Source organism: Sorangium sp. So ce367, assembly GCF_051520455.1.
Lineage (GTDB): Bacteria > Myxococcota_A > Polyangia > Polyangiales > Polyangiaceae > Sorangium > Sorangium cellulosum_B.
In genome coordinates this window covers 7,210,256-7,229,556 of record NZ_CP150334.1, presented here as the reverse complement: position 1 = coordinate 7,229,556, position 19,301 = coordinate 7,210,256, and the positions used below count along the sequence as shown (strand labels likewise).

Genomic DNA, 19,301 nt, shown 5'->3' with positions numbered 1-19,301 from the left:
CGCCCGGCGGCGGCGCTCGGCAGTGGACGCCCGTCGTCGGCCGTGGTCTGGGTGGGGGCGGCCGGCTCGCCGGTCCGGCCCCTGGCGGCGCGGTATTCGGATGAAGCTCTTCGCACTCAGCGATCTCCACGTCGGGTATGCGGAGAACCGGTGGGCCATCGAGCGCATCACGCCGCGGCCGAGCGACTGGCTCATCCTCGCGGGGGATCTCGGGGAGACGGAGCAGCACCTCATCTACGTCCTCGAGACCCTGGGTCCGCGGTTCAAGCGGCTCGTGTGGGCACCGGGCAACCACGAGCTCTATACGATGCCGAGTGAGCGCGGCGGCCCGCGCGGCCAGGCCCGGTACGAGCGGCTGGTCGAGCTGTGTCGGAGCCGCGGCGTGCTCACGCCCGAAGACCCCTACGTGCTCTGGGACGGCGAGGGTGGACCGCACGTGCTGGCGCCGATGTTCCTGCTCTACGACTACAGCTTCCGGCCGGACGGCGTGCCGGAGCGCGACGCGGTGGCGTGGGCCATGGAGAGCGGCGTCCTCTGCAGCGACGAGGAGTTGCTCGACCCGGCCCCCTACGCGAGCCGGCCCGCGTGGTGCCGGGCCCGCCTCGCCGCGACGGAGGCCCGCCTCGGCGCGATCGAGGGGCGCCCCACGGTGCTCATCAACCACTTCCCGCTGCGCGAAGAGCTCGTGCGGCTGCGGCACATCCCGCGTTTCTCGATCTGGTGCGGGACGCGGCGCACGCACGACTGGCACACGCGGTTCCGCGCGCGGGTGGTCGTGTCAGGGCACCTCCACATCCCCCGCACCGACTGGATCGACGGTGTTCGTTTCGAGGAGGTGTCGTTCGGATATCCGCGCCAGCGGCCCGTCGAGCGCAGCGCCGACAGCTGCCTTCGGGAGATCCTGCCGGGCCCTGCAGGCGCGGTGCCGCCGAGGATGTAGATGCTCACGATCGGCCCGGGCGCCGCGCACCTCTGGTACGTCTTCTGCGACTCGGCTCGCGACGACGCGTTGCTCGAGGCGTACCACCGGCTGATGGCGCCTGACGAGGCGGCGCAGCAGGCGCGCTTCCTGTTCGCCGAGAACCGGCACGAGTACCTGCTCACCCGCGCCCTCGTGCGCACGGTCCTCTCGAAGTACGCGAACGTCGCGCCCGAGGCGTGGTCGTTCGTCCGGAACGAGTTTGGCCGCCCGCAGATCGCCGGACCTCCGGGGGTGCCGCCGATCCGGTTCAACCTGTCGAACACGCGGGGGCTGATCGCCTGCCTGGTCGCACTGGATCGCGACGTGGGCGTCGACGTCGAGGACACCGAGCGCGCGAGCAGCGCGGTGGACATCGCCGATCGCTTCTTCTCGCCGGGCGAGGTGACGGCGCTGCGCGCGCTGCCGCCGGAGAGGCAGCGCGCGCGCTTCTTCGAGTACTGGACGCTCAAGGAGTCGTACATCAAGGCGCGCGGGATGGGGCTCGCGATCCCGCTCGATCAGTTCTCGTTCCACCTGGACGATGGACCGACGATCGGCATCTCGTTCGATCCGCGGCTCGGCGACGACCGCTCGGCCTGGCAGTTCGCGCTCTACCAGCCCTCGGCGCGGCACACGATGGCCGCCGCGATCCGCAGCGGGGGCGGACCCCCGCTGTCGATCGAGCTGCGGGAGACGGTGCCGCTGCGCGACGGCGGATGAGCGACGGCTGGGGCCGCCGGCGCGCGGCGCGCGAGGTCAGTCAGGCCGCGCGATCGAGAGCTCGACGTTGCGCCACGAGGGCTCTCCGCGGCCGTCGTCGCCGAAGCCGGAGGTGACGTCCACGACGGCCCGGCGGCGCCCTTCGGCGGCGATCGGGTCGTCGTCGACGGCGTAGTCGAGGGCGGCGCCCCGGATGGCGACGAAGCCGTTGTCCTCGTCCCAGATCTCGATGACGCGGACCTGATGGGGGTAGTCGGCGAGCGCGGAGGTCTCGAGCTCCCAGTACGCGTGCCCGCCGGCCGGAGAGACCCGGGTCACCCGGTGCACGTGGGTGTGTCCGGCGAGGTGGAGCAGGACGTTGTCGTAGCCGCCGACGAGCGACTGCCACGCATCGACGTCGATCGCGCCGGGCACGGCGGGGGTGCCCGTCGCGGCGAAGGAGCCGTCCCCGAGCGAGCGCGACGCGTGGTGGGACGTGAGGATGACCCACTTGCGCTCGCGCTTCGCGCGGTCGAGCGCGGGACGGATGAACCGATCGACGTCGTCCTGGAGGATCACGCCGTTCGGCCCGCCCGTCTCGGCGGCCGTATCGAGCACGATGACGCGAAGGGGGGTGTCCTTCATGTCGAACTCGTAGAACGCTTTGCCGTACGCGCGCTCGTCGGGCCCGATCCCGTGCCCGTCGCCGGTCGCCGCGACCCGATCGAGCAGCTCGGGGCCGCTCAGCAGCGCTCTCCTCGGGTCGGGGACGACCTCGCCCGTGATCACCGGCGCGCCGGGGAGGGACCAGTCGCGCGTCCCGCCGTCCGACCAGCTCCCCGTCGCGAGCTCGGCGCGCGTGTGCACCGGGAAGTTCCCCTGGTGCAGGACATCGTGGTTGCCGGTCACCCATCGCCAGGGAACGAGCAGCCCCTCGGCGAAGAACGGATCCTTGGGATCGTTGTCGGGGCCTGGCACGGGGTCGTCGTCAGCGCCCGAGTCGCACTCGACGCGCTCGGCGCCGTCGAGGATGGCCGAGAACCACGCGATCTCGTTCGTCTGCGCGCTGTCGGCGTTGTCGCCGCCGAGCAGGACGAAGTCGATCGGCGTGCTCCGATGGAGCGCGTTGATCGTGCGGACGGCGGCGTTGAGGATCCGGCACTCGTGCCCTTCCTGCGGGCGGAACGCCGACGCGAACACGCCGGGCGAGTCGAAGATCGCCAGCCGAGCGGGCGACTCGTCGTCCGCGAGCTGGGTGTCGGCGAGGTGGACGAACCTCGTCAGGAGCGTCGGCCGCTCGCCGCGCGGCGGTGGAGGGATGTCGTCGAGCGTCGCCGGTGCGAGCGGCTGCCCCGGCCCGCCCTCGAGCTCGCCGTAGCCCTCCGCGAGCATCTGCTCGATCTCCGCCGGGACAGCGGGGTTCCTGTCCGGTGGATCGGCCACCGCGGCGCGCGGCGCCCAGGTGCGAGCGGTCGTCAGCGGGGGCGCGCCGCGGAGCGCTGGCAGCGGTACCGGCGCAGGGAGCGGCGCCGGAGCGATGGACTCCTCCCCGGCACACGCCGCGAGCGCAAGGGACGCAAGGAAGAAGCACGCCGCGGGGTGACCTGGGCGCGCTCGCGCGATCCGCCGCCGACCGACCTCCCATGTTGTGATGCCCACCGCTCGTGTCTGGCTCATCGCTTCCTTACATGACAACACCACAGCGTCTGATCAAGAAATGTTCACTCGGGCGGTAGCGCTGCCGTTGGGGGCCGGCGCCGACCGAGGAAGAGAGAGCGCAGAACGCGCGTAGTACGTCCCACATCGCGCAGCGCGGCGGCGGACGTCGGCGGAGCGTCACGTCGAGGCGCACGAGCGAGCCGAGCCATGGTAGGGCGGAGCCGCGGCCGGCGCGCCGACGGCTGCTAGGATGCGGCGCGTCCGAGCCAGAGGCGCTCGTCCCGAGGTCATCTATGGTCATTTCGCGATTCCTGGGTTGCGCGCTCGCGGCGGCGATGCTGGTGAGCTGCAGCGATCCCGAGCCCATCATCGAATACCGCTACAGGGCCTACGAAGGCGACGCGTATCCGGACCGACTCCCCGAGATCACGATTCCGGAGGGCGGGATGGGGTTGGTGAGCGATAGCCTCTCCGATACGATCTCTCTTGTCTCGCTCGCGACCGGGGAGCGGTTCGGCGTCCACCCCGTGGGACGCGATCCCGTGACGATCGACGGGCCTCACCATGTGGCCGTGGACGCCGAGGGCGGCGCTGTCTACGTCGCGCTGTCGTACCCTGACATCGCCGGCGCGATCGGCCCCCACGCGGTGCACGGCGGGAGCGTGGTGGCGGGCTACGTCCAGAAGCTCGCGCTCGACGATCTGCGCATCCTCGGGCAGGTGCGCGTCGAGGCCAACCCGGGCGATATCGTGATCTCGGAGGACGGCAAGCGCGTGGTCGTCTCTCATTTCGATCTGAAACGCGTGCTCGACAACCCGGGCGACGTCGAGGCGGCGCGCTCGTCCCTCGCGGTGATCGATCCCGAGGAGGTCCTGCTCTCGGGATCGCCCGATCCGGTATTCATCCCGGTCTGCATGGCCGCCCACGGAATCGCCCTCTCGCGCCCGGACGGCGCCCGCGCCTACGTCGCTTGTTACGGCGAGGACGTGCTCGCGATCGTCGACCTGACGGACCCTTCCGCCGAGGTGAAGCGCGTACCGGTGGGGTCTACCTCCAGCCCGTCGCCCCATGCCAACAACTACGGACCCTACGCGGCCGTCATGTCGCCCGATGGAAAGACCATCGCCGTGAGCAGCACGGAGAGCAGGGACGTGCGCTTCTTCGATGTCGCGTCGGAGACGTTCGACGATTCCCGGAAGATCCTCACGATCGGCGCGCCCTACTTCCCCGCATGGACCCCCGACGGGAGCGCCATCTATGTGCCGACCCAGGTGCCCGACACCATCGTGCGGATCGGCGTGACCCCGGACGACGACGGCGTTGTCACCCGAAATATCGCCGATGAATGCATGCGGCCGCACCTCGCGCAGCTCGACGAGGCGCACGGGCTCTTCGTCGTCTGCGAGGGCGACAGGAGCGCGACGCCCGGCAGGGTGCTCCGGCTCGATCCAGAGACGCTGGAGACGCTCAGCGACACGGAGGTGGGCCTCTATCCCGACGGGCTCGTGCGCGTCGCGCCGGAGGCGCCGTGAGGGCGCCCTGCGGTCTTGCGGCCGCGCTCGCGTGCGCGGCGCTCCTCTGTGGCTGTCCGGGTGATCCCGAGACGAAGGTCGTCGACGCGACGGCCGTCGACCACGGCGCGGCGCTCTTCCGGGACCCGTCGATCGCGGAGACGCGCTTCAATCGCTATTCCTGCTCGACGTGCCATGAAGCTGTCGCCGGCGACGCGGGCGACGCCATGCTGCCGGGCGCCCCGCTGGCCGGCGCCGTCGAGCGCCCGCATTACTGGGGCGGGCAAGAGGTCGAGCTCCTCGGCGCGATCAACCATTGTCTCTATTACTTCATGACGAAGGACCTGCCCTGGACGGCGGACGACGACGCCGCGCAGGCCATCTATGCCTACCTGGAGTCGCTGCCCAGCGATGAAGGCGCGGCCGAGGCCGTCCCCTTCACGCCGGTCTACGAGCTGAGCCAGATCCCGGCCGGCGACGCGGCCGCGGGCGGGCGCATCCACGAGCGCGCCTGCGCCTCGTGTCACGGGCGCGCCCATTCGGGGGACGGCCGGCTCGTGGCGCGGGCGCCGGCGCTGCCCGACCAGACGCTGAAGGAGCACCCGCTCGGCGAGTACACGGAGGCCGACCGGCGGCTTGTCTTCATCGAGAAGGTCCGGCACGGCGGGTTCGTCGGCTACGGCGGGCAGATGCCGCCGTTCTCCCGCGAGGTCCTCTCCGATGAGGAGCTCGGCGATCTGCTCTCGTTCTACGGGCTGCCTTGGCCTCCGTGAAGCGCGCCGAGAAAGCCGCGAGGATCGCCGAGATCCTCGACCGATTGTACCCGGCCCCGCCCATTCCGCTGGCCCACGACGATCCCTATTCGCTGCTCGTCGCGGTGATGCTCAGCGCCCAGACGACGGACAAGATGGTCAACGCGGTGATGCCGGCGCTCCTCGCGCGCGCCCGGACGCCCGCGGCCATGGCGGCAGTGCCCACCGAGGAGATCGCCCAGCTCATCCGGAGGATCGGTTTCGCGCCCACCAAGGCGCGGCACCTGAAGGCGCTGAGCGAGCGGATCGCGACCGAGCACGGCGGCGTCGTCCCCGCCTCGTTCGAGGCCCTCGAGGCCCTGCCGGGGGTCGGTCACAAGACGGCCTCGGTGGTCATGGCACAGGCCTTCGGTCACCCCGCCTTTCCGGTCGATACCCACATTCACCGGCTCGCGTTCCGCTGGGGGCTGTCGTCCGGAAGGGACGTCGTCGAGACGGAGCGCGACCTGAAGCGCACGTTCCCACCCGAGCAGTGGAACAAGCTCCACCTTCAGCTCATCTACTTCGGCCGCGAGCACTGCCCGGCGCTGCGCCACGACAGGACCGGCTGCCCCATCTGCAGCTGGGCCGCCCGTCGACGCTGATCGCGGCGCCCGGCGGCCGCCGAAGACGGGGGCGGGTACAACGCCGCAGCGCGGCTGGCAGGCTATCGAGGCGGCGCGTTTCCGTCAAGCTGGGTGCAACGTCCCGGCGATCTCATGAGCGCGAGCACCGCCCGCCGCGCTGCGGCGCGAGGCGGCCGGGCGCGGTCGTGTGCGGGTGTGCGGTTCCCGGTCGCCGCGGGCCTGCGGTTCGGGTAAGGCACTTCTGTGACAAAGATTGGATTTGAGATCATCGGGACGGGCCACTACGTGCCCGGAGAACCTGTCACCAACGACGACCTCGCGCGGGTGATCACGACCTCCGACGAGTGGATCTACCAGCGCTCCGGTATCCGCCAGCGCCATTACGCGCCGGACGGCGTGGGGGTGAGCGATCTCGCGTGCGAAGCGGCGAAGCGCGCGATCGCGTCGGCGCGCATCGCACCGTCGGAGATCGATTACATCCTCTTTGCCACGATGACGCCGGACTATATTTTCCCCGGCTCCGGGGCGCTTCTCGGCGCGAAGCTGGGCATTCCGGGCGTCCCCGCGCTCGACATCCGGCAGCAGTGTGCCGCGATGCTGTTCGGCCTCCAGACGATCGACGGGCTGATCCAGACCGGGGCCGCCAAGACCATCCTGTTCGTGGGCGCGGAGGCGCACGCCGGCTTCATGCCCTGGGAGGACTGGGGAGCGCTCGACCCGAAGAATGGCCGATCGGCGACGCCGGAGGCGCGGGCGCACGCCGACCGCCACCGGAACCTCGCCGTCCTGTTCGGGGACGGGTCGGGCGCGCTCGTCCTGCGCGCGACCGATCGCGACGCGGGCCTGCGCGCCAACAAGATCTGCTCCGATGGACGCTTCGCCGAGCTCCTCTTCGTGCCGGGCGGCGGCTTCCGCTCGCGCCCGTACTGGAAGCCGACGTCGTTCGACGAGGACCTGCATATCCCCCGCATGGATGGCCGCGAGCTCTTCAAGTTCGCGGTGACCAAGCTCCCGGCGACCGCGCGGGAGCTCTGCGCCTCTCAGGGCCTCGCGATCGAGCAGATCGACGTGTTCCTGGCGCACCAGGCGAACGGCCGGATCAACGAGCACATTCGCAAGGACCTCGGCGTGCCCGTCGAGAAGCTCCCGAGCAACATCGATCGATTCGGCAACACGAGCGGCGCCACCGTGCCCATCCTCATCGACGAGGAGATGCGCGCCGGAAGGGTGAAGAAAGGGCAACTCGCCATGGTGCTCGCGCTCGGGACCGGCGTCCACTGGGGCTGCGCGCTCTGGAAGCTCTGAGCGGCTGAGCGGCGGCGCCTCGCTCGCAGGCGTCCCGTCCTCCTCGTCATCGTCATCGAGCCGCGGCGGTAACGCGCGGCGTATTGCGTCCGGCGCGGAACGCTGCAGAAAATTCGTGCGATCGTGTCGCGACGGATTGCACGTGGCGTACCCCTTGTTACGTTTCCATCAACGCCCGCAGCAGACCCCGTGTTTGCAATGCGATCGACCTTGCGCGGGCGCCACCGGGAAGGGAGTCACCTCAGGGCTCGGCGGCACGGCCCCTCCCCGGCCAGCGGCGAATTGCGCACGCAGCACCTCATGCGGAGCAGGTAGCGCGCAGCAGGCACAGCGCAGCGCGGGACCTACGCGCGGGGGTGCGGTGTTCGCGAGTGCGCGTGAATGCGCGTGAACGCGCGCGAATGCGCTCGAATGCGTGTGCGCGTGTGTTCGGATGTCGTCTCTTGCCGCTCTTGCTCATACGATTGTAGGCCATTCACTTCATTGGAGCATGTTTTCCTTGATGGCGAGGACGCAAACTCTTCGCATTGACTCGGACGCGCAATTATCGGATTTTGCACACTGAGGTGAGTGTGATCGGAGAACACGGAGCGTCGATCTTGAGAGACACACCGACCCAGCTTGGGCTCGGCCGGTATCGTCCCATCGCGAAGCTCGGCCGCGGCGGGATGGCAGACGTCTTCCTCGCGATGGCTCACGGGCCCGCCTCGGTGAACAAGCTGGTCGTCGTCAAGCGTCTCCGCAGCTCCGGGGACGAGGAGGATCGCCAGGTCCTCATGTTCATGGACGAGGCCAAGCTCTCGGCTCGCATGAACCACCCGAATGTCGTCCAGACCTACGAGGTCGGCAGCGATCGGGACGGCTACTTCATTCTGATGGAGTACCTGGAGGGCCAGCCGCTGAAGCGCGTCATGAAGGCGGCTGTCGAGCGGGAGTCCGGCACGGGCGGGCTCGTCCGTGGCACGTGGATCCGGATCGTGGCCGAGGTGCTGCGCGGGCTCCATTACGCGCATGAGCTCTGCGATTTCGACGGTCGGCCTCTCGGCATCGTGCATCGCGACGTCTCGCCGCACAACATCTTCATCACGTACGAGGGCGCGGTGAAGCTCGTGGATTTCGGCGTGGCCAAGGCCGTCGTCAACGCCTCCAGCACCGAGAGCGGGACCTTCAAGGGCAAGCTGACGTATATGGCGCCCGAGCAGGTCACGGCGGGCAAGACGGTGGACCGCCGGGCAGACATCTTCGCGGTCGGCGTCGTGCTCTGGGAGCTCCTCGCCGGGCGGCGGCTGTTCGAGGGCGATCAGATCACCGTGATGCACCAGCTCCTGCTGGGGAAAATACCGCGGCTCTCCACCGTCGTTCCGGGGATCCCCATCGCGCTCGATCAGATCGCCGCGAAGGCCCTTGATCGCGAGCCATCGAAGCGCTTCGCGACGGCGCAGGAGATGTGCGATGTGCTCGAGAACTACCTTCAGTGGTCGGGCGAGGACGTCCGCAGCGAGTTCCTCGGCGCCTGCATGCGGGGGATCTTCGCCGAGAGCCGGGCCTCCATACGCCAGCAGATCAAGGCGCAGATCGAGCGGGTGGCCAGCGCGTCGCTGCTGAGCGACGCCTCCAGCCAGGTGACGATGAGCGGCATCGGCGTCGCGATGGTTCCCTCGAGCTCCGGCTCGGGCAGCAGGCTCCCCTATGTCGGGGAGTCCAGCCGGTCGGGCATCGACCGGGCCTCGGGCTTCGAGCGCGTGTCGGGCGCCGAGCGGGCGTCGGGCGTCGAGCGGCCCAGGACCCCCGTGAGCGACTCGGTGAGCCTGCGAGCGACCACGTCCGGGCCCGTGTCGGCCTCGAAGCGCGGCTACCTGATCGGCGCGTCCGCCCTGACCGCGCTGGTCGCGCTGGTCGGCGGCGCGGTCCACGTCGCGAACCAGCGCGCGCCCGCCCCCGATGCTCCCGCGGTCGCTTCGCACGGCGCCGAGGCCGGGGAGACCGTCCAGAAGAAGCCCGAGGAGGGCCCCAGGGCGAGCGTGACGATCGCGAGCGATCCGCCGGACGCGACCGTGAGCTGGAAGGGAAAGACGCTCGGCAAGACGCCGCTCAAGACCGAGCTGCCCGTGGGCACGCAGGTCGTTGTCGTGTCGAGATCCGACTGCTTCGATGAGACGCTCATGCTGGCGCTCTCACCCGCGGAGGCCGTGGAGCGCTCCGTCAAGCTCCGCCCCAAAGACTTCACCCACTAGAGCGGCGGTCACCCGCACAGGAGACGGGCCCACCTCGGCGTTTTCGGTGCTCAGCGCACGGGAGTGCGCTTCCGCGCCGAAAACGCCGATCTGGGCCCGTCTCCTGTGCGGGTGACCGCCGCTCTGCTGCGGCTCTGGAGGGGGCTGAGGGGGGCGGGAACCGGATGAGCCGGGGGGCATCCGCCCGCCGGCGAACGGATGCACCCCGTGACTGCGGCTAGGACGAGGACCTCATGGCGTCATGAGCCGTGACGGATGTAGGAGATCACCTTGGTGACGCCGTCGGCGTCCATGGCCTCCTTCACCGCCTCGGTCGCCTCCTTCACGCTGGCGACGGTGCCCTGCAGCGTGACCACGCCGTCGCGCACCGTGACGTGCAGCTTCTTCACCGCGTCGTGATCGCTGTCCGCGAGCTTGCCGCCGACCGCGTTGCGGAGCGTCTCGTCGGACGGGCGCGCGCCGGTCCGCTTCGCCTCCTTCGTGGCGATGACCGAGCCGTCGCGGCCGAAGGTGACCTGATAGTCGTTGTCCTTCGCTGCCTTCGTCCACTCGTCGCGCTCCATCGCGGCGGCATTTCCCTCCTGCTTCTTGGCTCCCTCAGCCTGGCCTTGTTGCGGGGGCTGCGGCGCGGCCTTGTCCTTGGGAGCGGCGGGCGGCGCCGACTGCGGGCGCGCGCCCTGGTTGTCCTTGAGCGCACCTGTCTGCTCGCCGACCCTGTTCATCTGGTCGTTGACATCGCGGCCCGCCTGGCGCCCGCGCTCGGCAAGCTGCTCTGCCTTCTCGCCCACGCGCTCGGCCTTCTCGCGCGTCTCCTGGCCGAGCTGCTGACCCTCGCGGGCGAGCTGCTCTGCCTTGTCGCCCGCGCGCCCGGCCTGCTCTCGCGCCTCCTTGCCGAGCTGCTGACCCTCCTGGGCGAGCTGCTCTGCCTTGTCGCCCACGCGCTCGGCCTGCTCGCGCAGCTCTTTGCCGGGCTGGTTCGGGGCCGGAGGCGGTTCGCCTCTCCTGTTCGTCTGGTCCACGGGCTCGCGGACCGCTCCTTCAGCTCTCTCGCTCTCGCTCCTGCAGGCCGTGCCGGCGAGCGCCAGCGCGAGGACGGTTGGGCCGCAGAACCAGCGTATTCTGCTCATCGTGCAGCGATAGCTCATGGTGCATCTCCGGGCGCACACCGAGGCAGACGTCGTGCCAGGAACTCGGTCGTTCCCGGCCGCCCGGGAACAACAGCGCGCCGCGCGTGTCGACGGGGTCATGCCGAGACCCTCCCTGGCCACCGCGCAGCGGCGGCACCGGACACCGGACGAGCGCTCCGGCCCGACGCATCGTAGTAGGCTCGAGGTCGTGAGCGCGGCGCCGCCGGAACCCGTCCTGCCTGACGCCCCGCCCGGACAGCGCTCCGCGCCCGATCTCCTCTCGCACCGGCCAGCGCTCCGGGTCGACGCGCGGGCGGTCAAGGAGTCGCTGGCGTTCGCGTTCGCGGGCGGCGCGCCGGCGGGGGCGTTCGATCGGCACGTCGAGTCGGCGTCGCTGCCCGCGTCGACGTGGGATCCAGCCCGCTTCGCGCAGCACGTCTTCCTGCGCGAGCTCATCGTGGGCTGCCTCCATTTCACGAGCGAAGGCCGCACGTACATCCCGAGCCCGGCGCTGCTGGGCCGCGCCCTCTCCCAGCCGCCGAGCGATCGCGACACCGTCGAGCTCCGGCGCGCGATCTTCCGGGAGCTCACCGGGTCGGAGGCGCACCGCCGCGATCTCGAGCGCGCCTACGCGGCGCTGCGCCGCTGGGTGGGCCAGATCGAGACGATCCCCATCTCTCGCGGCGAAGGCAGCCGGCGCCGGCTGGACATCCTCGCCGCCGCCAAGGACGCGTTCGACGCGCTCGCCGGTGGGTTCGCGGGCGCCCGCTCGGGCCTGTCGCGGCTCTCGGCGTTCGGCGCGGCCGTGCGCGAGGGCGAGGCGTACCGCCGCCTCGCGGATCTGCTCGCGTACGACGAGGAGATCGCGACGCTGGATGTCCGGATCCGCGTCGGCTCCGACGGCCATGTCCGCGATCTGCGCGCCCTGTCGATCCGCGAGAACAGCGAGAACCGCTTCTACCAGTCGCCGCTCGGGCGCCTGGTCACGAAGCTCGTGATGCTGTGGAGGGGGTACCGGTTCAGCGACGACGAGCTGCTCACCCGCCACGTCAACAGCGTGTTCGACGGCATCGAGGACGATCTCGTCGCGCTCGTCCAGCTGCTCGGAGATCTCGAGTTCTACCTCGCCGGCCTCGCGCTGCGCGACCGCGCCCGCGCGGCCGGGCTCTCCGTCTGTCTGCCCGAGCTCGTCTCGCCGGGCGCCTCCGACGGCGCGCACGGCGCGCGCGGCGGGAGCCCCGGGCGCGAGCTCAAGGGGCTGTTCAACCCGCTGCTCCTGGCGAGCTCGGTGAGCACGGTCCCGTGCGACATCGCGACCGATCACCACGACGCGACCGTCATCGTGACCGGGCCGAACTCGGGGGGGAAGACCCGGCTGCTCGAGGCGCTCTCGCTGGCCCAGATGATGGGGCAGGCGGGCTTCTTCGTGCCGGCCGCGGAGGCGCGCCTGTCGCCGTGCCACGGGCTCTTCGTGTCGCTGATCGAGCAGGCGCAGGCCGATCAGAGCGAGGGCCGCCTCGGGATGGAGCTGCTCCGCATCAGGTCGCTGTTCGAGGCGATGCAGGTCGGCGACATGGTGGTGCTCGACGAGCTCTGCTCGGGCACGAACCCGTCGGAAGGCGAGGAGATCTTCCAGCTCGTGATCTCGCTCCTCTCGGAGCTCCGCCCTCAGGCCTTCATCACGACGCACTTCCTCGAGCTCGCGGCGCGGCTCGAGCGGGAGCGGCCGGTCGATCGGCTCGTGTTCCTGCAGGTCGAGCTCGACGCGCAGCAGTGGCCGACATACCAGTTCGTCGACGGGGTCGCCCGGACCTCGCTCGCGCACCGAACGGCGGCGCGGCTCGGGGTCACGCGCGAGGAGCTCGTCGCGCTCGTCGAGCGCAGCAAGCGCGCGCACCGCCGCCGCGGGGCCGAGCCCGCCTGAGCGCGGCCACGCTCGCCGTGGCGGGGGAAATCTGGTTGTATGCGCCGCCATGGAGTATCGACCTCTTGGCAGGACGGGTTTCCGCGTCTCCTCGGTGAGCTTCGGGGCCTGGGCGATCGGGGGCACCTGGGGCGACGTCGACGACAAGGAGTCGCTCGCGGCGTTGCACCGGGCCGTCGATCGAGGCGTGAATTTCTTCGACACCGCGGACGTGTACGGGGACGGCCGGAGCGAGCGGCTGCTCGCGCGGCTCAGGCGCGAGCGGCGCGAGGAGATCGTCGTCGCGACGAAGGCGGGCCGGCGCCTGAGCCCGCACACGGCGGCGAGCTACGACGAGGGGAACCTCACGGCCTTCGTCGAGCGCAGCCTGAAGAACCTCGAGACGGACGCGCTCGACCTCCTCCAGCTGCACTGCCCGCCGACGGACGTCTACTATCGGCCCGAGGTGTTCGACGCCCTCGATAGGCTCGTGAAGGCGGGCAAGATCCGGTTTTACGGCGCCAGCGTCGAGCGGGTGGAAGAGGCGCTCAAGGCCATCGAGTACCCCGGCGTGCAGTCGGTGCAGATCATCTACAACGTCCTCCGGCAGCGCCCGGCCGAGCTCTTCTTCCCCGAGGCGAAGCGCCGGCAGGTCGGGGTCCTGGCGCGACTGCCGCTCTCCTCGGGGCTGCTCACCGGAAAGATGAGCGCGGCGACCCGGTTCGCGGCCGACGATCACCGCAGTTTCAACCGAGAGGGCGCCGCGTTCGACAAGGGCGAGACGTTCTCGGGCGTCGACTACGACCTGGGCCTCGAGGTCGTCGACGAGCTCCGCCCGCTCGTGCCCGCCGGCGTGAGCATGGGCGCGTGGACGATGCGCTGGATCCTGATGCAGGACGCGGTGACGTGCGTGATCCCCGGCGCGAAGCGGCCCGAGCAGGTGGACGAGAACGCGAGCGCGGCGGACCTGCCGCCCGTGCCGCAGGAGACGATGGCGAAGATCCGCGAGATCTACGACCGGCGGCTCCGGCCTCACGTTCACCAGCTATGGTAGACGCCGCCCGGGCGAGGGCTGCGAAGGCTCACAAGATGCGCGGCAACAGCCATCCTGCGAACGAGATGAGGGCCGCCGTGCCGAAGAGCGGCCCTAGCCCCCGGATCTCGAAATCGTCGATGAGCTTGTCGGTGGCGTAGAGCAGCACCGAGTTCACGACGAGGCCGAAGAAGAGATACGCCAGGCCGAGCGTGAGGACGGCGGCGGGCAGGAGCGCCACCGCGACCAGGAACTTCACGAGCCAGCCGAGCAGCAGGTTGAGGACGGTGAACACGGCGGCGACGACGAGCGCCGTCTGGGTCTTTCGGATCCGCACGCCGGGCAGGATCTTCGTTCCGACGAGGACCGCGAGGCCCGCGGCGAGTGCCTGGATGATGAGCGCCTTCATGACCACCTCCCTGGGCCGGCACCGCTCGGGCGGGCCGGCGTTCGCACCTTCCTCGTGACCCAGGGAGGTGCCGGGCGCAACCTCGTCCGGCGCGCCGCGAGCGGAGCCGGCGCGCGGCCTCCGCTCAGCCTCAGCGGCGCCCCCGGCTCATTCCTTCGGCTTGTCGCCGCCGAGCAGCTCGCCGATGGCGGGGGCGCCGCCCGGGCCGAGGGCCTGCGTGCTCTCGATGAGGTGGATCAGGAACTGGCGGTTGTCCGTCACCGAGAGGTTCTGGAGCTCGAGCGCGCCGATGCGGTCCTCGGGGGTGAAATAGGCCTCCTCGACCTTCTCCATCGAGAGCTTGTGCGGCGCATAGGCCATGTAGTCGGCGCGCGTGTTCAGGATGTTGTAATCGTCGCCGCGGCGCAGTTCGAGCGTCACCTCGCCGGTCACGCCGGGGGCGATCCAGCGCGAGAGCGCGTCCTTCAGCATCATGGCCTCGGGGTCGTACCACTTGCCCTCGTAGAGCAGACGCCCGAGGCGCCTGCCCTGGGTGAAGTAGACGTCGAGGGTGTTCTCGTTGTGAATGGCGGACAGGAGCCGCTCGTAGACGGCGTGGAGCAGGGCCATGCCCGGCGCCTCGTAGATGCCGCGGCTCTTCGCGTCGATCACCCGGTTCTCGATCTGGTCGCTCATGCCGAGCCCGTGGCGCCCGCCGATCCGGTTGCACTCGACGAACAGCTCGAACAGGGAGCCGAAGCGCTTGCCGTTGATCGTCGTCGGGACGCCGCGCTCGAACCCGAGGGTCACCGTCTCGGCCTCGATGGCGACCTCCGGCCGGAAGGAGGCGACGCCCATGATCGGCTGGACGATCTTGATCCCGGTGTTCAGGTGCTCGAGGTCCTTCGCCTCGTGCGTCGCGCCGAGCACGTTGGCGTCGGTGCTGTACGCCTTCTCCGTCCCCATGCGGTAGGGCAGCCCGTGGCGCTCGAGGTACTCGCTCATCTCCTTGCGCCCGCCGAGCTCTCCCACGAACCTCGGGTCGAGCCAGGGCTTGTAGATCTTGAGCGAGGGGTCGACGAAGATGCCATAACGGTAGAACCGCTGGATGTCGTTGCCCTTGTGCGTGCTGCCGTCGCCGAAGACGTGGACGTCGTCGTCGCGCATCGCGCGGACGATCGCGGTCGTGGTCACCGCGCGGCCGAGCGGCGTGGTGTTGAAGTACTTCTTGCCGCCCGTCGAGAGGTGGAAGGCGCCGCACTGGATGGCGAGGATGCCCTCGCGGACGAGCGCCTCGCGACAGTCCACCAGCTTGGCGGAGACCGCGCCGTGCTGCAGGGCGATCGGCGGGATGTCGCCGGGGGAGTCCTCGTCCGGCTGCGCCAGATCGGCGGTGTACGCGTGCACCTTGAGCCCGTTGCGCGAGAGCCACGCCACCGCGCAGCGCGTGTCGAGGCCGCCCGAGAACGCGATGCCGAGGTGGGTGCCCGCCGGGGGGAGTGAACGGAAGATCCTGCTCATGGCGGCGCAGCATAATCGCAACGGCCGCGAGCGCGCGAGCGGAGATCGCGGGGCGGCGGAGGCACCTGACAAGGCGTGTGTACGCGCGCCCGAGCGCGACGTCAGAGGCTCCGCCCGCTCCGCCGGGACGGCGCGGCCGCGCGATCTCCGCCCGCCCGCGCGGGCGGGCGGTCAGGCGCCTCCACCGGAAGCGCGCTGGCTTGCACGAAACGGCGCAGGCCGGGCCTCATCGGACTAGGATGGAGGACACCGTGTCACGCGAGCCCTGCTCGCAAATGAGGTGCAAATCCATGCCGAAGCTGCCGTACGCCGAGATCGCCCGGATCGAGGAGCGCCGGCTGGCGGTCGGCATCGCCGCCGTGGTCGCCTGCGCGGAGCCCATCGCGGGCGGGTGGATGGCCTTTGATGGAGAGGGCTCCTGGGGAAACTTCGCTGTCGGGCTCGGGCTCGATGGGCCTGTCTCCGGCGAGGAGCTCGATCGCCTCGTGGCGTTCTACGCGGCGCGCGGCGCGGAGCCGCAGATACAGGTCTGCCCCTTCGCGCACGGATCGCTGGTGCGCGGCCTCGCCGATCGAGGGTTCGTGCTGCGCGAGTTCGAGAACGTGCTGGCGCGCGAGCTCGCGCCGGACGAGGACCTCCGCGCGCTGGCGTCGTATGGTGGCCCCGGGGAGCTGGAGATCGTGCGCATCGATCCGGGCGACGCGGCGCAGGTCCGGGTGTTCATCGAGATCGCGACGAGCGGCTTCCGGCCCGAGGACGCGCCGATCTCGCCGGTGCTCTTCGAGATCACGCGCCGCGTGGTCGCGCACCCCGGATGCGACTCGTACCTCGCGCTCGTGAACGGCGAGCCCGCCGGCGGCGGCAGCGTGGAGATCTCCGGCGAGGGCGCCGCGCTCTTCGGCGCCTCGGTGCTCCCCCGGTTCCGCGAGCGCGGCATCCAGCAAGCGCTCATCGCCCGCCGCCTGGAGCGGGTGCGCGAGCAGGGTCGCCTGCTGGCGTGCATCAGCGCGAGCCCCGGTATCCCCACGGAGCGCAACGCGATGCGGCTCGGCTTCTTCATGGCGTACAGCAAGGGGATCTTCACGCGGCGGAGCGAGAGCCCGGAGGCGCCTGCCTGAGCCGCTCCCGGCGCCCCGGGCCTCGTCGAGGGCGGCGCACATTTCAGGGGTGCAGCGCTGTTCGTGCAGAACCGAATTAAACGCCCAGGACATCCATGCGAAATGCCCGACCCTGACGGAAGTGCGTCATGGCACGCCTCATGCTGATATTCTGATTCAGCGTCGCTGGCGTGGCCTTTCCCCCCCGAGGCCCCGGCGGCGCTTTTTCATTTCGCCGCCAGCGCCCCGCTTTACCGCTCGACCGTCACCGCGCGGCGCCCCGTTGCAGCTCGGTCACCGCGTTCCTCACGAGCCGGAGCCCCACGTTGTCGTCCTGCGACAGGATCGACTCCGGATGGAACTGGACGGCTGCGATCGGCAGCTCCGTGTGCTCGATCGCCATCACGACCCCATCCTCGGTCTCGGCGGTGACCTTCAGCGACGCAGGGAGCGCGTCGCGCAACGCGTAGAGCGAGTGGTAGCGCCCCGCGCGGAACTCGCGGGGCAGCCCCTCGAAGAGGCGCCCGCCGAGCACACGGACCTGCGAGGCCTTGCCGTGCATCGGGTAGTCGAGGACGCCGAGCTTGCCGCCGAAGTGCTCGACCATCCCCTGCAGGCCCAGGCAGACGCCGAAGACGGGCAGCCGCCGCTGGAGCAGCGCCGCGAGCGTGCCCGAGAGATCGAAATCGCTCGGCGTGCCAGGGCCGGGCGAGAGCACAACGAGGTCGGGAGCGTACGCGTCGAGCTCCTCGTGAGGGAAGCCGGCGCGGAGCGTCATCACCTCGGCGCCCGTCTGCCGGAGGTAGTTGGCCAGCGTGTGCACGAAGGAGTCCTGGTGATCCACGAGGAGGACCTTGCGCGTGCCGCCAGGCACCGGCTGGATGGCCGCCGGAGGCGGCGTGGCGTCGCCGCGCGGCCTCCGGATCGCGTCGAGGAGCGCCGACGCCTTCACCTGGGTCTCGCGCTCCTCCTCGTCGGGATCGGAGTCGAAGAGCAGCGTCGCGCCGACCCGGACCTGGGCCACGCCGTCCTTGACGCGGATCGTGCGCAGCGTGAGCCCCGTGTTCATGCTGCCGTCGAAGCCGACGATGCCGACCGCCGCCCCGTACCACGCGCGCGGCGAGCGCTCGTGATCCTCGATGAACTGCATGGCCCAGGCCTTCGGCGCCCCCGTGACCGTGACCGCCCACGTGTGCGCCAGGAACGCGTCGAGCGCGTCGAAGCCGTCGCGCAGGCGGCCCTCGATGTGATCGACCGTGTGGATCAGCCGCGAGTACATCTCGATCTGCCGGCGCCCGATCACCCGGACGCTCCCCGGCACGCAGATGCGGGACTTGTCGTTGCGGTCGACGTCGGTGCACATCGTGAGCTCCGACTCGTCCTTCGCGGACGCGAGCAGGCGCGCGATCTGCGCGGCGTCGGCGAGCGGGTCGCTGCCGCGCGGGATCGTGCCTGAGATAGGGCAGGTCTCGACGCGATTGCCCTCGACGCGGACGTACATCTCCGGTGAGGCGCCGATCAGATACTCGGCGTTGCCGAGGTTCATCAGGAAGCCGTAGGGCGCCGGGTTGCGCTCGCGCAGGCGGTAAAACAGCTCGGTGGGCGCGACCGGGCACGGCTCGTAGAGCGTCTGCCCCGGCACGACCTCGAAGAGATCGCCCCGCTTGAAGGACTCGCGCGCCAGCCGGACGAGCTCGGCGTACTCGCCCGGCGCGTACTCGTTCTCGGGCGCGCGGTCGGCGCCGACGTAGGCGTGCGTCGCGCCCTCGCGCGGCAGCCCTTCGGTCGAGCGATCGCCGTACTTCAGCTCGTAGCGCGTGCGCGTCGCGCGCTCGCGGCGGTGGTCGACGGCGATGATCTCGTCGGGGAGGTAGAGGACGAGATCCCGCTGATCCGCCGGGCGCTCAAGGCGGAGCCGGATGGGCTCGAACTGGAAGGCGAGATCGTACGCGAACGCGCCGTAGAGCCCGAAGAGCGGGTCGCCGGGGACCCCGAAGAGCTCGATGAGCCGGCGCAGCACCGAGAAGATGGACGGCTGCCGGCTGCGCAGCTCCTCCGGCACCCGCTCGCCCGGCGGCCGGACCGCGCCGACCACCTCGTCGCCGCGCCGCTCGAGGGCCGCGACCGCGTCGAGATCACGGAGGGCCTCGTCGATGGCCGGCAGCAGCACGCGCCCGCGCTCGTTCAGCGCGGTGAACCGGAAGTCGCGGCCCCGGGAGACGAGCACGAGCGGCGGATCGACGAAGCCGATGTCCCAGCGCGTGTACCGGCCCGGGACCTCGTAGCTGGACGCCAGGACCACGCCGAGGTGGCTGTCGAGCGCCTCGACGATGGGCTGGATGGCGCCGTCGACGGCGAGGTCCTCGACCGTCCGCCGCACCGCGACGCCCCTCCGCGTAATGTTGCTCTCTCGTTTCACGACCGCGTCTCCTTCTGTGCGATGAGTATACGCGGTGCGGCATGCGCGCCGTACCGGCATCTTCGC

15 protein-coding genes are annotated in these 19,301 nt (G+C 70.5%); 10 read left to right on the top strand and 5 right to left on the bottom strand.

Features of this window, described 5'->3' with window-relative positions; translation table 11 throughout:
* Positions 1-100: 100 nt before the first annotated feature.
* The gene (locus WME97_RS27460) at positions 101-940 is read left to right on the top strand and encodes a metallophosphoesterase family protein (RefSeq protein ID WP_437541551.1); all 840 of its coding nucleotides are present in this window, start codon (positions 101-103) and stop codon (positions 938-940) included.
* Positions 941-1,681, top strand: a complete 741-nt coding sequence (locus WME97_RS27455) for a 4'-phosphopantetheinyl transferase family protein (protein ID WP_437541549.1) — start codon at positions 941-943, stop codon at positions 1,679-1,681.
* Between the two features lie 36 nt (positions 1,682-1,717).
* Here the strand turns inward: WME97_RS27455 and WME97_RS27450 are convergent, their stop codons facing one another.
* Positions 1,718-3,337: a metallophosphoesterase gene (locus WME97_RS27450; RefSeq protein WP_437541547.1), complete on the bottom strand. Its 1,620-nt coding sequence runs from the start codon at positions 3,335-3,337 to the stop codon at positions 1,718-1,720.
* Between the two features lie 275 nt (positions 3,338-3,612).
* On the opposite strand from WME97_RS27450, the gene WME97_RS27445 reads away from it, so the two are divergent.
* The 5 genes from WME97_RS27445 (at position 3,613) to WME97_RS27425 (ending at position 9,747) form a co-directional block, all read left to right on the top strand.
* A complete protein-coding gene (locus WME97_RS27445; protein ID WP_437541545.1) occupies positions 3,613-4,851 on the top strand; it encodes a YncE family protein in 1,239 nt (412 codons plus the stop codon).
* Positions 4,848-5,603 carry a c-type cytochrome gene (locus WME97_RS27440; protein ID WP_437541543.1) on the top strand — a complete coding sequence of 252 codons (756 nt, stop codon included), beginning with the start codon at positions 4,848-4,850 and terminating at the stop codon, positions 5,601-5,603. Before WME97_RS27445 ends, WME97_RS27440 begins: the two co-directional genes overlap by 4 nt.
* A complete protein-coding gene (locus WME97_RS27435; protein ID WP_437541541.1) occupies positions 5,600-6,226 on the top strand; it encodes an endonuclease III domain-containing protein in 627 nt (208 codons plus the stop codon). Before WME97_RS27440 ends, WME97_RS27435 begins: the two co-directional genes overlap by 4 nt.
* A gap of 225 nt (positions 6,227-6,451) precedes the next feature.
* A complete protein-coding gene (locus WME97_RS27430; protein WP_437541539.1) occupies positions 6,452-7,513 on the top strand; it encodes a 3-oxoacyl-ACP synthase III family protein in 1,062 nt (353 codons plus the stop codon).
* A gap of 599 nt (positions 7,514-8,112) precedes the next feature.
* Positions 8,113-9,747 carry a protein kinase domain-containing protein gene (locus WME97_RS27425; protein ID WP_437541537.1) on the top strand — a complete coding sequence of 545 codons (1,635 nt, stop codon included), beginning with the start codon at positions 8,113-8,115 and terminating at the stop codon, positions 9,745-9,747.
* Between the two features lie 239 nt (positions 9,748-9,986).
* On the opposite strand, the gene WME97_RS27420 is transcribed toward WME97_RS27425, so the two are convergent.
* Positions 9,987-10,874 carry a BON domain-containing protein gene (locus WME97_RS27420; protein WP_437541535.1) on the bottom strand — a complete coding sequence of 296 codons (888 nt, stop codon included), beginning with the start codon at positions 10,872-10,874 and terminating at the stop codon, positions 9,987-9,989.
* A 208-nt stretch (positions 10,875-11,082) separates the two neighbouring features.
* On the opposite strand from WME97_RS27420, the gene WME97_RS27415 reads away from it, so the two are divergent.
* Positions 11,083-12,798, top strand: coding sequence for a MutS-related protein (locus WME97_RS27415; protein ID WP_437541533.1), 1,716 nt, complete (start codon positions 11,083-11,085; stop codon positions 12,796-12,798).
* 49 nt (positions 12,799-12,847) lie between these two features.
* The gene (locus WME97_RS27410) at positions 12,848-13,831 is read left to right on the top strand and encodes an aldo/keto reductase (protein WP_437541531.1); all 984 of its coding nucleotides are present in this window, start codon (positions 12,848-12,850) and stop codon (positions 13,829-13,831) included.
* Between the two features lie 28 nt (positions 13,832-13,859).
* On the opposite strand, the gene WME97_RS27405 is transcribed toward WME97_RS27410, so the two are convergent.
* Together WME97_RS27405 and argG are read right to left on the bottom strand one after the other, a co-directional pair.
* On the bottom strand, positions 13,860-14,219 hold the full coding sequence (locus WME97_RS27405; RefSeq protein ID WP_437520919.1) for a phage holin family protein: 360 nt from the start codon (positions 14,217-14,219) through the stop codon (positions 13,860-13,862).
* 147 nt (positions 14,220-14,366) lie between these two features.
* Positions 14,367-15,719: an argininosuccinate synthase gene (gene argG / locus WME97_RS27400; RefSeq protein WP_437274770.1), complete on the bottom strand. Its 1,353-nt coding sequence runs from the start codon at positions 15,717-15,719 to the stop codon at positions 14,367-14,369.
* Between the two features lie 290 nt (positions 15,720-16,009).
* On the opposite strand from argG, the gene WME97_RS27395 reads away from it, so the two are divergent.
* Positions 16,010-16,837 (top strand): GNAT family N-acetyltransferase, encoded by an 828-nt coding sequence (locus WME97_RS27395; protein WP_437541529.1) that lies wholly within the window; start codon positions 16,010-16,012, stop codon positions 16,835-16,837.
* 244 nt (positions 16,838-17,081) lie between these two features.
* Here the strand turns inward: WME97_RS27395 and WME97_RS27390 are convergent, their stop codons facing one another.
* On the bottom strand, positions 17,082-19,295 hold the full coding sequence (locus tag WME97_RS27390; protein WP_437555513.1) for an anthranilate synthase component I: 2,214 nt from the start codon (positions 19,293-19,295) through the stop codon (positions 17,082-17,084).
* Positions 19,296-19,301: the final 6 nt, after the last annotated feature.